Annotated in this window: 14 protein-coding genes and 1 other RNA gene; 8 read left to right on the top strand and 7 right to left on the bottom strand. The window is 43.2% G+C overall.

What is annotated here, in order from left to right:
- Both FE392_RS17850 and FE392_RS17845 read left to right on the top strand, forming a co-directional pair.
- The coding region (locus tag FE392_RS17850; protein ID WP_500692698.1) for a phage tail fiber protein at window positions 1–439 on the top strand (439 nt) is incomplete at its 5' end.
- 66 nt (window positions 440–505) lie between these two features.
- Window positions 506–1057, top strand: coding sequence for a hypothetical protein (locus tag FE392_RS17845; RefSeq protein ID WP_319931510.1), 552 nt, complete (start codon window positions 506–508; stop codon window positions 1055–1057).
- A gap of 612 nt (window positions 1058–1669) precedes the next feature.
- Here the strand turns inward: FE392_RS17845 and ssrA are convergent.
- Window positions 1670–2033: a transfer-messenger RNA gene (ssrA, locus tag FE392_RS17840) on the bottom strand.
- A gap of 49 nt (window positions 2034–2082) precedes the next feature.
- Window positions 2083–2565 (bottom strand): SsrA-binding protein SmpB, encoded by a 483-nt coding sequence (gene smpB / locus FE392_RS17835; RefSeq protein WP_319931509.1) that lies wholly within the window; start codon window positions 2563–2565, stop codon window positions 2083–2085.
- Window positions 2566–2722: 157 nt separating this feature from the next.
- Between smpB and FE392_RS17830 the strand changes: the two genes are divergently transcribed.
- Both FE392_RS17830 and FE392_RS17825 read left to right on the top strand, forming a co-directional pair.
- Window positions 2723–3157: a type II toxin-antitoxin system RatA family toxin gene (locus tag FE392_RS17830; RefSeq protein WP_319931508.1), complete on the top strand. Its 435-nt coding sequence runs from the start codon at window positions 2723–2725 to the stop codon at window positions 3155–3157.
- Window positions 3150–3443: an RnfH family protein gene (locus FE392_RS17825; RefSeq protein ID WP_319931507.1), complete on the top strand. Its 294-nt coding sequence runs from the start codon at window positions 3150–3152 to the stop codon at window positions 3441–3443. The genes FE392_RS17830 and FE392_RS17825 overlap by 8 nt, the downstream gene beginning before the upstream one ends.
- Before the next feature lie 51 nt (window positions 3444–3494).
- On the opposite strand, the gene bamE is transcribed toward FE392_RS17825, so the two are convergent.
- The 3 genes from bamE to nadK all read right to left on the bottom strand — a co-directional run bounded on the left by bamE (window position 3495) and on the right by nadK (window position 6889).
- Entirely contained in the window at window positions 3495–3839 is a 345-nt protein-coding gene (gene bamE / locus FE392_RS17820; protein WP_319931506.1) for an outer membrane protein assembly factor BamE, read from the bottom strand.
- 306 nt (window positions 3840–4145) lie between these two features.
- Window positions 4146–5819 (bottom strand): DNA repair protein RecN, encoded by a 1674-nt coding sequence (gene recN / locus FE392_RS17815; protein ID WP_319931505.1) that lies wholly within the window; start codon window positions 5817–5819, stop codon window positions 4146–4148.
- 191 nt (window positions 5820–6010) lie between these two features.
- On the bottom strand, window positions 6011–6889 hold the full coding sequence (gene nadK, locus FE392_RS17810) for an NAD(+) kinase (RefSeq protein WP_319931504.1): 879 nt from the start codon (window positions 6887–6889) through the stop codon (window positions 6011–6013).
- A gap of 124 nt (window positions 6890–7013) precedes the next feature.
- Here nadK and grpE point away from each other — a divergent pair, with 124 nt between their 5' ends.
- Entirely contained in the window at window positions 7014–7595 is a 582-nt protein-coding gene (grpE, locus tag FE392_RS17805; RefSeq protein ID WP_319931503.1) for a nucleotide exchange factor GrpE, read from the top strand.
- Window positions 7596–7660: 65 nt separating this feature from the next.
- Here grpE and ung read toward each other — a convergent pair whose 3' ends face one another.
- Entirely contained in the window at window positions 7661–8341 is a 681-nt protein-coding gene (gene ung, locus FE392_RS17800; RefSeq protein ID WP_319931502.1) for a uracil-DNA glycosylase, read from the bottom strand.
- A 634-nt stretch (window positions 8342–8975) separates the two neighbouring features.
- On the opposite strand from ung, the gene grcA reads away from it, so the two are divergent.
- Window positions 8976–9359 (top strand): autonomous glycyl radical cofactor GrcA, encoded by a 384-nt coding sequence (gene grcA, locus FE392_RS17795; protein ID WP_319931501.1) that lies wholly within the window; start codon window positions 8976–8978, stop codon window positions 9357–9359.
- Between the two features lie 204 nt (window positions 9360–9563).
- Window positions 9564–10733 carry a Tle-like phospholipase domain-containing protein gene (locus tag FE392_RS17790; protein ID WP_319931500.1) on the top strand — a complete coding sequence of 390 codons (1170 nt, stop codon included), beginning with the start codon at window positions 9564–9566 and terminating at the stop codon, window positions 10731–10733.
- Between the two features lie 259 nt (window positions 10734–10992).
- Here the strand turns inward: FE392_RS17790 and srmB are convergent, their stop codons facing one another.
- Entirely contained in the window at window positions 10993–12333 is a 1341-nt protein-coding gene (srmB, locus tag FE392_RS17785; protein WP_319931514.1) for an ATP-dependent RNA helicase SrmB, read from the bottom strand.
- Between the two features lie 141 nt (window positions 12334–12474).
- Between srmB and trmN the strand changes: the two genes are divergently transcribed.
- Complete coding sequence (gene trmN, locus FE392_RS17780; RefSeq protein WP_319931499.1) at window positions 12475–13260, top strand: tRNA(1)(Val) (adenine(37)-N(6))-methyltransferase TrmN; 786 nt, start codon at window positions 12475–12477, stop codon at window positions 13258–13260.
- The last annotated feature ends 18 nt before the right edge of the window (window positions 13261–13278 follow it).

Raw genomic sequence — 13278 nt, 5'->3', positions numbered from 1 at the left:
AAAATCCTCCCCCATCATTCAAATCTTCCCTGATGGCACCTTTACCACCAACGACGAGTCGGAAGGGGCTACAGTCACTAAACTCGGCACAGGTCATTATCAGATAGGCGGTATTCTTGGCTACAACGCCGACGGTGCATGGGGTGTACACGGCGGTATCTCCTCCCCGAAGAACAACAACGGACTTGAACTTATCTACATTGATGACCGGGTGGAAAAGGACGGCAGCATCACGATTGAGACATGCCACTATCAGCACAGTCATTTGCCTCAACGGTTTCAAAACAAACGGATAAAAGCCATCGTGGACGGTGAAAAGGTCTACTACGCTGATGGTGAACCCTGTGATATTCCCGAAGGGTGTCGCCTGGATGTTCGTGTGCAGATGCCAGAGAATTCGGTGTGGAATTTGAAAGAGAAAGCGCAAGATTCGGGTTAGTTTCAAGTTTACATAGTCACGCAAGGGGAGTAGGTTGATTGTATACCTAAAAGGGAGGATAACGATATGACACTTGAACTAATAGTCGCATATCCAGATGCCTATGCATTTGTAGAGCCAGACCCAAAAGAACAAAATAAAAAACGATTAACTATCTCGGGTCATGGCGATAAAAAGGGTGTAATGATAGGTGGAATTCATTATGAAGAACCAGAGATTGCTCGATTTATTCGCACTTGGACTGTAGGAATCGCTAATTTGCATAGTGTCCGGATTGTTTGCTGTAACTCCGCAGATCCTGATATGAAGGTAAGCTCATTAGCCATGCAATTATCTAAACGTTTTCCAACTATTTTAATTGAGGGGTATGTGCATAAAGTTACTGCAAGTTGTGGTTTTTCAGATGTGTATAATATTTTTCGTACACATGGAAGTCGCGCTGCTGAATATGGGTTGAATCGCTACTTTTCCATATTCAAGGACGATCCTTTGTATCATTTTCACAGCGTCGTCTTTTTAAACGGGGCTCAGGTAGATCAAGCTCAAACTATAAACGGGTATGATTTCGTAACCTTGGGATATGATGGTAAGACTCAGCCTTGTAACGTGTTTAAATAAAGTGAGATCCAATCTCTTAACCTCCTACATTTCCGATAGAGAATCCTGTTCAGTGACAGAAATAAGTAAAATCAATAAATTACGTTAAATAGGAGGATTATCCTCTTTAGCCCATTAATAATCTCGCCATCCTCTAATGGAGGACGGGTTATAACTGCATAGGTAGATATGGGGGTTATCCCGGATGTAAAAGGGCAAATTTCTGCCAAAATTACACTTAATCGCCAAATTCCATCAAAAAATTTGAATATTCAAAACTACTGTTTATATGAACAGAAAGAGAATGGTTAGGAGATGAATTTTAGCTGCGGAATTTTTAGGCTTTATTATGATGAACGTTCTTCAGTATGAGTTATAAAAAAAGATAATTTAAAAGAGTTATAGACTCAAAACGGGTAAAAAGAATGCGCATTTTGTTACACTTTTTTACAAATGGAAATGTATTCGTTATAAATAAAAACACCTCAGAGGGGGATCTGAGGTGTTTTAAGGAAAAGAGCCGCGTATCTTTTGCGTATCTTTTTAAGTCCTTTTACTGTCATGACAGTGTCCAATCAACTTTGCTAACTTCATGTTTTTCAAGTTGTTGTCCTGATACTGTCCAACCAAATTTGGTGGAGCTGGCGGGAGTTGAACCCGCGTCCGAAATTCCTACATCCTCGGTACTACATGCTTAGTCTAGTCTTTACATTCGCTTGCCAGCTGCGGACAGACACGCCACTAACAAACTAGCCTGATTGGATTTAACGCTTCAACCCCAGGCAAGGCATCCACGCGATCTCTTTTGGGTTTGACCTCTCTTGATCCCCGTCCTAAGAGCGGAGGCTAGGGAGAGAGGGCTCTGCGCAGGTTATTAAGCTGCCAGTGCGTAGTTTTCGTCGTTTGCGACTATTTTTTTGCGGCTTTTAACGAGGCCAACCGCCCCTCGGCATGCACCTTGGGTTTCGCGAATCCCGTCGAATCCAGAATCAGCCCCAAGTATGTAAACGCAAGTATATCAGAATATTGAGAGATAATGCCAGTGATTAACGCCCAGAATTCTTCATAATTCGCGCTTTGTCTAATTTCCATTCACGTTCTTTGATATCTGAACGTTTATCGTGCTCTTTTTTACCTTTCGCTACGCCAATTTTGAGTTTGCTCCAGGCATTTTTCCAATACATGGAAAGTGCAACTATGGTATAGCCTTCGCGATTAATTCGACCATACAGTGAATCCAATTCACGTTTGTTAAGAAGTAATTTGCGTGACCGCATCGGATCGCAAACTACATGTGAGGAAGCGACATTCAATGGCGTGATTGTGGCGCCAAAAAGATAAGCATCACCATTTTTGAGCAAAACGTAACTCTCACTGATGTTAGCCTTGCCAGCGCGCAGTGATTTGACTTCCCAACCTTGGAGGGATAAACCTGCCTCAAATTCTTCTTCGATGAAGTATTCGTGGCGGGCTCGTTTATTCATGGCAATTGTTGCCGAACCGGGTTTGTGTGCTTTTTTCTTTGTCATAATGCGTTGTATTATACTGTATGCGTTAGTGAAAGAAATCTCTTCTGAGTGATATTTAGCGACAAGTGCACATTTTTTGCTCTAAATGTCATCAGGTTTTTATTTAACCACTTTTAAGTGATACTATTCGGCGCTGTTACGTTTTACAGGAAATGATATGCCACAGATTAGTCGCTCTGCGCTAGTACCTTACAGCGTGGAACAAATGTATAAATTGGTCAATGATGTAATGTCTTATCCGGATTTTTTACCGGGGTGCGTCGGTAGCCGCGTAATAAGCAGCAGTGATAATGAAATGACGGCTTCTGTTGAGGTTTCAAAAGCTGGGATAAGTAAGACGTTTGTAACGCGAAATACATTATTTGATAATAAAAGAATAAATATGCAGCTTGTTGATGGCCCTTTCCGTAAGTTAATGGGCGGCTGGCATTTTACGCCGCTCAGTGAAGATGCCTGCAAGGTTGAGTTGCATCTCGATTTTGAATTTACCAATAAGTTGATCGAATTGGCTTTCGGTAAGGTTTTTAAAGAATTAGCCGGTAATATGGTTCAGGCGTTTACTCAACGCGCCCGCGAGGTCTACAGTGTCTGAAATCAATATCGAAGTCGTTTATGCACTGCCAGAACGGCAATATCTGTTTAATGTAAAATTATCGCAGGGGGCAACTGTCGAGCAGGCGATTATTGCATCCGGCCTTTTAGCATTACGTAATGATATCGATTTGACGAAGAATAAAATTGGGATTTATAGCCGGCCAGCCAAACTGAGCGATATTCTGGAAGAGGGGGATCGAGTGGAGATTTATCGTCCCCTGATTGCAGATCCAAAAGAATTACGCCGTAAGCGAGCTGAACGCGCTAAAAATAATACGCAATGATATATATTTATTCGCCAGAATGTTTACTGGCGAATAAATAGAATTCATAGCTTACTTACTTTCTGACAGTGATTTCTCATTCTTGATATCAGTCAAAATACCATTGCTATCGAAGGAAAGCGTCAGCGTTTCCTGCGTGGCTTTTTCATGCCCTGGCTGTTGGCGGAATACGTAATACCAGGTTTGGCTTCCAAATGGATCGGTCAGCATAGGTGTTCCCAAAGTGTAAGCAACTTGCTGTTGGGTCATGCCCTTCTGGATTTTTGATACCGCAGCCGGTGTCAGGTAATTCCCTTGATTAATATCAGGACGATAAACAATTCGCTCAAACATGGAGCAACCCGCAGTCAGCATAACAAGTGATACAGTAGCGGCAGTCAACAATTTACAGCGCATAGTAATTACATTCCTTTAGGAGTCAGGCCGTCGATAATAATAAACATTGAAGAGATTGAAAACCTCTACGCATTTATATCCGTCGTCTTTCAAGTTGCCTCTTTGTTGGCTGCACTCATTCACCCCGGTCACATAGTTATCTATGCTCCCGAGGATGACCGAAAGGCTCCTGCCTTTTACCAGAGGCCAGTCTTTGGCTGGGCAAATTCGTTCCCGACGAATTTGTCATTCCCTTGCCGCCGCGATGCACCTTGAAATCCAATGGGTATACCTATGACTTCAATTATACAAAAAAGTTGTATTATTTTATGCCGCTAACAGCTCTTTTGCATTGGCAAGGGTATTTTTTGTCACTTCATTACCTGCCAGAAGTCTTGCCAGTTCTTGGAGACGTGCTTTTTTGTCCAATAGTTGCATGCGGGTTTCTGTCTCTTCACCGTCAGTTTGTTTACTGACATAAAAATGTTGATGACCGCACCCTGCAACTTGCGGTAAATGTGTGACGCACATAACTTGTGTCGATTCGCCCAATTCACGCAGTAAACGACCAACAATTGCTGCTGTCGGGCCACTGATACCGACATCCACTTCATCAAAAATGAGCGCAGGTGTTTCCATTTTTTTTGCGGTAATAACTTGAATTGCCAAAGCAATACGGGAAAGCTCACCGCCTGACGCAACTTTCGCGAGTGGCTGGTGGGGCTGGCCGGGGTTGGTCGTCACATTGAATTCAACTTTGCTGGCACCATCAATGTTCAAATGTTCGGGTTCAAAGGTAATATCAATGGTAAAACGGCCGTGCGGCATAGAAAGTTGATGCATGCTGGCTGTGATTAACTGGCTTAACTCCGCAGCATATTTCTGGCGAACATGGTGAAGTTTTTCTGCGACAGTCAGGGCTTGTTGATAATGTTGGCTGACAAGCTCACTAAGATGGGCACAATCATCTTCCTGCTGAGATAACTGATGTTGTTCTTCCAGCAATTGCTGATGTAAGGCTGGTAACTCTTCCGGTGTGACGTGATGCTTGCGCGCCATACTGATTTGCTGGGAAATTTTTTGTTCCAGTTCAAACAAGCGGTTAGGGTCTAATTCCAACTGATCGCTGTAATGACGCAATTCATCACTGACTTCGTTAATTTGGATGGTAGCTTCTTCCAGCATATTAAGCAGGCCATTGAGCTTATGATCCATGCTGGCAAGTTCTGTCAGTTCATTTCGTGCGTAGCTAAGCAGGCTGACAATATTTTGTTCATCGTTGTCACTGAGAGTTTGAAGAATATTCTGGCTGCCGGACAAGAACTGCCCACAGTTTGCCAGCCGTTTATATTCACTGTCTTGCTCTTGATAATCACCAAGTTGTGGCGACAATTCGTTCAGTTCTTTCAGATGATATTCCAGTAATTGCTGGCGTGAACGACGTTCAAGGGCTTGTTGCTGGAATTGTGAAAGAGCCTGGCAGCTTTGGCGCCATTGTTGATAAGCCTGTTTCATCTCATTTTGGAGATCATAATCGCCGGTGTAAATATCCAGTAAACGCCTTTGGTGGCGACTTTCTAGCAGTAATTGATGGGCATGTTGCCCATGAATTTGAATCAGGTGTGAGCCTAGTTCACGTAGCTGAGAAAGGGGGACTGCCGTGCCGTTGATAAAGCCGCGTGATCGCCCGTCGGCAGCAATTGTTCTACGCAGTAAGCATTCATTATCGTCATCAAAGTTGCCATCAAGCTGGTGATCTTCAAGCCATTTGCGGGCAGAAGGGGCATCAGCCAAAGAAAAGCGAGCACAAAGATCAGTGCGGGGAGCACCAGCGCGAACCACATTGGCTTCGCCACGATTACCAAGACATAAACCCAATGCATCTATGGCGATGGATTTACCGGCTCCGGTTTCCCCAGTTATTGCCGTCATTCCTGAGCGGAAATCGATTTCAAGTTCACGAACGATAGCAAAATTACTAATGATCAACTGAGTTAGCATCGTGCTCCTCCTGCTTTTCAATGTTATAAAAACACGTTGCTTTTATAAAAAACGTTACTGGTATAAAAAAACGTCGCTTATATGGAAACATGTCGCTTGCATAAACACACGAGACTGTGTATAAAAACATGTCTGTGCTTTCATACAGTATAAACTGGTTTTTTATACAGTAAAGTAGGTAACCCCCGTTTTTAGAACATTTTTTTTGACCAACCTAATTTTGTGCTCAATGTATTGAAGTAATTATAATCTTTCGGATGAATCAAATGCAGGTTGTATTCACTGCGCTTAATGATGACTTCTTCACCATCTTGGATCGGCAGAACGATTTGGCTGTCACAACTGACTTCGTAATCGCTGCTGTTTTGCGAAAATTTCAATCGAATGCTACTTTCACTGCTGATCACCAACGGGCGTGCTGAGAGTGTATGTGGGAACATGGGCACCAGCACGATGGCGTTCAGATTGGGTGTCAATATTGGCCCCCCTGCTGAGAGAGAATAAGCCGTTGATCCCGTAGGCGTGGCGATTATCAGGCCATCAGAGCGCTGAGAAAAAGCGAAGCGTTCATCAATATAAACTTCGAACTCGATCATATGGGCAACTTTGCCCGGATGGAGCACCACTTCGTTCAGCGCGGTGCTGCGCCGAGGCTTGTGCCCTTTTTTAGTGACCTGAGCTTCGAGCAGAAAGCGTTTCTCGCTCCGGTATTCCCCGGCCAATACTTCGGACAGTTGTTGCAGGGCGTTATCGGGATCTAAATCAGTCAGAAAACCTAAATTGCCTCGGTTGATACCAATGACTTTGATGTCATAGCGCGATAATACTCTGGCAGCTCCAAGCATATTGCCATCACCACCGACGACAATAATAAGATCGGCCATTTTACCGATTTCTGTCAGCCCTCCGGTTTGGGCGTCTTTTAAGTTAATATCTTTCGCAACTTGTCTGTCCACAATGACGCAATAGCCCTTAGAGACCAGCCAATGGTAAAGCATTTCATGGGTAGCTAAAGCTTCGGGATGACGTGGACGACCGACAATACCGATGCATTTGAATTCATTATTCATTGCTGTTATTTCCTTCAGCATATGGTTTTGCCCTCACAATATGATGTGTTCCCTTGAATCCCGCGTTTTCATCCCCATAATAAGCGAGAATGGCGAAGATAATACAAAATACGCGGAGATATTCATGAGTAGTAAAGACCAAAAAGTACCTGACGAGCAAGTCTCAGAAAATACAGAAAATGTATTAGACCAACAAATGAATACAGAACAAGCAGATACACCAGAGGCTGAAAACATTGTTGACCCGCGTGTTGCTGAGCTGGAAGAACAGCTGAAACAGGCTCAGGTTAACGAGCGTGATGCAATGTTACGTGCCCGTGCCGAGGTGGAAAATATCCGTCGTCGCACTGAACAGGATGTGGAAAAAGCCCATAAGTTTGCATTGGAAAAATTTGCCAATGAACTTCTGCCGGTTATCGACAATCTGGAACGTGCATTGGATGCTGCTGATCGCACTAATGAAACATTGCTGCCAATGGTTGAAGGTATTGAACTGACTCTGAAGTCTTTTATTGATGCTGTAGGTAAATTCGGCATTGAAGTTGTGGGTGATATCAATGTGCCTTTCAATCCTGAAGTGCATCAGGCAATGACCATGATGGATTCTGATCAACATGAACCAAACCATGTCATGTTGGTAATGCAGAAAGGCTATATTTTAAATGGTCGTTTATTGCGTCCTGCGATGGTAGCTGTTTCTAAATAAAGTTACGGTATCCGTGATTGTAATGCCGCCCTTTAGATGGCGGCATTTTTGTAGATAAAATTTGGTTATTGAGGTAACTGAGGTGCCCAATCTATTGGAGCCAGACCTTGGTTCTCCAACAATGCATTGGCTTGTGAAAAATGTTTGCAGCCTAAGAAACCACGATGGGCTGAGAGCGGAGAAGGGTGCGGTGCTTTCAAGACATGATGGCGTTGAGTATCAATAAAACGGCCTTTTTTCTGGGCATGGGATCCCCAAAGCAAGAAAATCACTCCGCTGCGATGTTCATTGATGGCTTCTATCACTTTATCGGTGAAGGTTTCCCAACCTAAATTGGCATGGGAATGTGCGTTTCCGCGCTCAACGGTCAGCACGGTATTGAGCAACAATACCCCTTGTTTTGCCCAACTGACCAAATAGCCGTGGTTGGGGCGGGTGAATCCTGCAATATCTGATTCCAGCTCTTTGTACATATTGACGAGAGAAGGAGGCGCAGGGATCCCGGGTTGTACCGAAAAAGCCAACCCGTGAGCTTGATTCGGGCCGTGGTAAGGGTCTTGTCCCAGGATCACCACTTTTACATCAGCCAACTCGGTATAGCGGAATGCGTTGAAAACATCCTGCTGTGGCGGATAAATGGTTTTGCCGGCTTGACGTTCGTTGGCAACATAAGCCAATGTATCAACGAAATAAGGCTCTTTTTTTTCATTGCCGATGACATCGTGCCATGTAATAGGTGCGGACATAGCCTAACCTTTTCTAGATGATTATCAGATGGGTTTAAGCTTACCGATTTCTTGTCCACAGGGAAACTATTTAATTGCCTGTGTTTTTATTTCTGTGCCACTACTTTGCACCTGATGTTTTATATATTTCATCTTAAATGAAGTTTTATTTTTTTAATAAATTGAGGCTGAATGTAATTAATAAGCCATTTTTTATAAAAATAACTGAAAAAATAAAAATGATTTAAGAGGGTTCATTGTTGAGAAAATAAAGTTTTACAGTCAATCTATCAAATAATTATTTCGGGGATTTCTGATAAAACCCTGAATGGATAATTCAAAGAAAGAGATGTTTGATTTTAATCTGGAAACACTATGTTTATCATATTAATTAACAAGTTGCGCTGATGGATTTCAGAGTGGTGAAATAGAAAAACATCATGATTTCTATGTAATAACAATTTGTTATGTAATATAGTTATTGCAGCATTGTTATCGTAAATTAAATTGTTATTTATTATAATAACAACGGGTAATTAATTGACTTCAATCAAAGAATCTTCTCATTTGCGCTGGTATACAAGGAATCAAGAACGGTGTTTTGATTAAATAATGATTTGGCTAACTAACCAAGATGATGAAGCTGGAGGTATAAATGATTACTGGGATTCAAATTACCCAATCTGACAATGCAGCACTGATGAACTCTTTCTGGCTGTTGGATGATGAAAATAATGAAGCACGTTGCATCTGCGCTAAAGCAGAGTATGCGGAAGGCCAGATTGTTGCTAAAGATGAGCTGGGGCAGTTTGAATATCGCGAAATTCCGCTGGAAGTCAAACCTGCTGTGCGTGTGGAAGGCGGTCAACATCTGAACGTGAATGTCCTGCGCCGTGAAACTTTGGAAGATGCGGTAAAACATCCTGAAAAATATCCTCAGTTGACTATTCGTGTCTCTGGTTATGCGGTGCGCTTTAATTCCTTAACACCAGAACAACAACGTGATGTTATCGCTCGTACATTTACAGAAAGTCTATAATTTCCACATAGTTAAAAGCGTTGAAAGGGGGGGAGACTCCCTTTTTTATTTGGGTTATCGTGGGATTTTCAATTCCGTATATAATTTATGGAATTGAAAATTGTTAACTAAAAACCAAAATTGTTGTAATGATGTTAAAAATTCTGCCGATAGAGAATTTAGGTTTCCGTTATACCTAACCTGAATAATCTGTAGGAGAATTTTATGTCTATATCATTAAATGCCAGTTTTTTCAGCGAATTAGGATTGTCTTCTTTAAAAGGAAATTTTCTGCAGCCGGAATCTGACTCTCCAGTTGTGGCATCATCAGATAAAATTGAACAAGTCTCTTCTTCAAACATTTCATTTTCGGAAAATACCAGACAAGCGAATGCGTTTTACCAATCTCTGATTAATAATCTCAATGCCAGCACGATGGCATTACCACAATTGACTCCCAATGATATTGCAGGAAAACAGTCTCAACGAATCGACTATGATCTCACCTTGATAACGCGTGATGTTTATCGAGGGCAAAGTTTAGGGCTCCCCGGTTTTGAACGCTTATCAGATGAAGAATTGGCAAAAGTCGGTATCGATCCCGATGGATTGAATGATTATTCAACCGGATTTCAAGCCGGAGTATATAAACATAATGGGTTATATATTGTTTCTTTCACTGGTTCGAATGAATTGAAAGATTTTATGGCAAGTATTCGTCAGGGGCTTGGTTACAACGAAGAACAATATAATCAAGCCGTGGAATTGGCCAATAAAGCATTAAAGGCATTTGGCGAGAATATTATGTTCACTGGTCACTCATTGGGGGGCGGGTTAGCGAGTGTTGCTTCGTTGGCAACGGGGAAACCTGCGGTTATCTATAATTCGGCGGGAGTTTCAGACTCTACCCTGAAAAAAATGGGATTATCGCCTGAAGTTGCCCGAGAATTGGCGGCAAGTGGCTTGATTCGGCATTATTCTGTTCAGCACGATTGGTTAGGCGGCTTACAAAAAACGTTGCCTCTTCCTCAAGTCATGGGAAATACGATAGAACTTAAATATGAGTATGAATGGGGCAGTATTCTGGATGCTTTGCCTCATCGATATGGATTGCATGCATTTAAGGCGCATTTCTTGGAGGCTGTTTTGGAGTTAATGACAGAGCAGAAACCTTGGTTGAATAGAGGCGGTACGATGTTAGCGTCATTATCTTCTATGGAAAGTGCTAATGATGATTTTATGGAAAGCACGATTGATGGCGCAAGCGCAGATGCCCACGTTTTGTCTATGCAAGCCTTGTCCATGATTGCAGATAAACCCGAAATGAGCAGTCAATTTGAGGAAATTTATCAGCAAATCCTATCGCAGCGAAGCGAGGAACATTACTCGGTGTAGTATCTTAACTAGGTATCGTATTTTTATTCAGATTCGTATTTGAGCGATGTGAGTCAAGGGCTAAGTTACTAATAACTTCGCCCTTGAATTTCGGTTGTGGGGAAATATTGAACACAGTCTGGCTGCATTAAACTAAATGCTGGAGTTTTTGCGTAGTTATGATGGTTAAAGAAAGGATCTGAACCCGTTTTAATCTGGCAGTTACCTGTATGAAAAAGCGGTAGCTGCCAGATTGGATCTGACCTAAAACATCTGACAATTAATCATTGTTGGTTTCAGCCAGCTCTGGTTTCCCTTTACCAGAAGGAGTGCGTCGCTTACCGATATTTTTACTATCGCGATGACGAACTTTAGTCCGCTTTTTCTTTTCGCTTTCGGTTTTTTTCTTCTCTTTACGCTTTTCCAATACTTTCTTGGAAGGCTTGTAGCTCGTTTTCTCGCTTGGCGCTTTGGTTTGCGGGCGCAGTTCATCGATGACCCGCATTTTCAAAGGCTCGTTGAGATAACGGCTGATTTTTCCCAACAGAGGATGGTCATGTGCTTCAATCAGCGCGATGGCAATTCCTTTGCGGCCTGCGCGAGCTGTTCGGCCTATCCGATGCAGATAAACGTCCGCAGTGCGGGGCAGATCGAAGTTAAAGACATGGCTGACATTTTCAATATCCAATCCACGGGAAGCAACGTCGGTTGCGACCAATACTTTAACTCTGCCGTCATTCAGGCGCTTCACGGCATCTGTACGTTTGGCCTGTACCATTTCTCCTTCAAGGAAACTGGCTTGAATGCCGGCTTGACTTAACCATTCAACCAATTCACGCACACGTTCGCGTTTACGCACGAAAACAATGGATTTTGTTACATCAGGTTGCTGAAGCAAGTTGCACAGTAAGGCGGTTTTATGCTCCAGTGTATCGGCGCGGTAGTAAAACTGTTGGATTTTCTTGCGTTCACGGCGAGAAGGCTCTGCATCTATCTCAACAGGATCGGTCAGCAGTCGTTCGGCAAAATCACGAATCGCTTCACCTTCCATCGTAGCTGAAAATAACATCGTCTGTTTGCGCCAGCGAGTTTCTCCCGCAATGGTTTCGACGTCGTTGGCAAATCCCATGTCCAGCATGCGATCGGCTTCATCAAGAATTAATGTTTCCACCGCGCGGCAGTCGAAGTTTTCTTCTTTAATGTATTGCAGCAAACGCCCGGTCGTTGCGACAACAATATCTTGATTCTCACTGAATACTTCAGCGTGATTCATATAGGCGACACCACCTGTGATGGTGGCAACATCCAGATGTGTGTGAGCGGCAAATTCTTTTGCTTGCTCCGCGACTTGCATTGCCAATTCGCGGGTTGGCGTCAAAATCAGGATACGTGGCGGCCCCGATTTTTTGCGGGGAAAGTCCAATAAATGCTGTATTACCGGCAGCAAATAGGCAGCAGTTTTACCTGTACCTGTTGGCGCGGAGCCGAGGACATCACGTCCATCCATAGCAGCAGGAATAGCAGCCTCTTGAATTGCGGTCGGGCGTTCGTAGCCTTTGTCGTTCAACGCTTCAAGCAGGGATTCATCAAGTTCGAATTCGGAAAAGTTTGTCGCAGTCATCATATACCTCTGTTTGGGGCGCCGATTATAAACAGGTTGGGCACATTCTTCATCCTATAAAACACCAATGTGCAGGTTGCTTTTATCTGTGGGCCATAAGACTTATGCTATGGCAAATTGTAATTTCAGCAGATATGACTCATGGCATCGATACATAAACCCGTTTTTCGCCGCGGTGGCTTTACATTTAAACAGTTCTTTGTTGGGCATGATAAATGCGCAATGAAAGTCGGGACGGATGGTGTGTTATTGGGAGCCTGGGCACCAGTATATAACAGGAAAAGATGTCTGGATATTGGGTGCGGCAGTGGTTTGATTTCATTGATGATAGCTCAACGGACAAAAGAAAATACGGTTATTGATGCCGTGGAACTGGATGAACTGGCAGCAATGCAGGCTGTTGATAATGTCAAACAATCGCCGTGGCCTTCCCGCATCAAGGTTTATCAGCAGGATATCCATGACTTTACACAACAGATTGGGCAACCGCATGTGAATCGGGAGGACGCGCAGGAAAAAAATCATGCCCGCTATGATTTAATTGTCAGTAATCCCCCTTATTTTGCGCCTGCGGTTGCATGCCGGGATGAAGCTCGTAATCAGGCCCGCTATACGGAATCATTGACCCATCAAGGATTATTGGAATGTGTTCAAAAGTTAATTACACCATCCGGGTTATTTTGTGTCGTATTGCCCTATGACATCGGGGAATTCTTTGAAAAAATGGCATTGAACCTGGGATGGTTTACCCATTATCGAGTGAATATTCGTGACAGAAAGGATAAGCCATTGCACCGGCTGTTATTGGGGTTATCTCGGCAAGATCAGCAGGACCCCCAGATACATGAGCTGGCACTCCGCGCAGTGGATGGCTCATATTCAGATGAATTTCGTCAGTTAGTGACAGATTTTTACTTTCATTATTGATAATGTTGGGGTCACTCG

Origin of the sequence: Xenorhabdus santafensis (assembly GCF_033949405.1) — a bacterium.
Classification (GTDB): Bacteria; Pseudomonadota; Gammaproteobacteria; order Enterobacterales; family Enterobacteriaceae; genus Xenorhabdus; species Xenorhabdus santafensis.
This window is presented reverse-complemented; position numbering and strand designations above follow the sequence as displayed.

Coding starts and splice junctions, on each gene's coding strand:
- FE392_RS17845 (WP_319931510.1), top strand. CDS start 506: ATGACACTTGAACTAATAGTCGCATATCCAGATGCCTATGCATTTGTA.
- smpB (WP_319931509.1), bottom strand. CDS start 2,565: ATGACAAAGAAAAAAGCACACAAACCCGGTTCGGCAACAATTGCCATG.
- FE392_RS17830 (WP_319931508.1), top strand. CDS start 2,723: ATGCCACAGATTAGTCGCTCTGCGCTAGTACCTTACAGCGTGGAACAA.
- bamE (WP_319931506.1), bottom strand. CDS start 3,839: ATGCGCTGTAAATTGTTGACTGCCGCTACTGTATCACTTGTTATGCTG.
- recN (WP_319931505.1), bottom strand. CDS start 5,819: ATGCTAACTCAGTTGATCATTAGTAATTTTGCTATCGTTCGTGAACTT.
- nadK (WP_319931504.1), bottom strand. CDS start 6,889: ATGAATAATGAATTCAAATGCATCGGTATTGTCGGTCGTCCACGTCAT.
- grpE (WP_319931503.1), top strand. CDS start 7,014: ATGAGTAGTAAAGACCAAAAAGTACCTGACGAGCAAGTCTCAGAAAAT.
- ung (WP_319931502.1), bottom strand. CDS start 8,341: ATGTCCGCACCTATTACATGGCACGATGTCATCGGCAATGAAAAAAAA.
- grcA (WP_319931501.1), top strand. CDS start 8,976: ATGATTACTGGGATTCAAATTACCCAATCTGACAATGCAGCACTGATG.
- FE392_RS17790 (WP_319931500.1), top strand. CDS start 9,564: ATGTCTATATCATTAAATGCCAGTTTTTTCAGCGAATTAGGATTGTCT.
- srmB (WP_319931514.1), bottom strand. CDS start 12,333: ATGACTGCGACAAACTTTTCCGAATTCGAACTTGATGAATCCCTGCTT.
- trmN (WP_319931499.1), top strand. CDS start 12,475: ATGGCATCGATACATAAACCCGTTTTTCGCCGCGGTGGCTTTACATTT.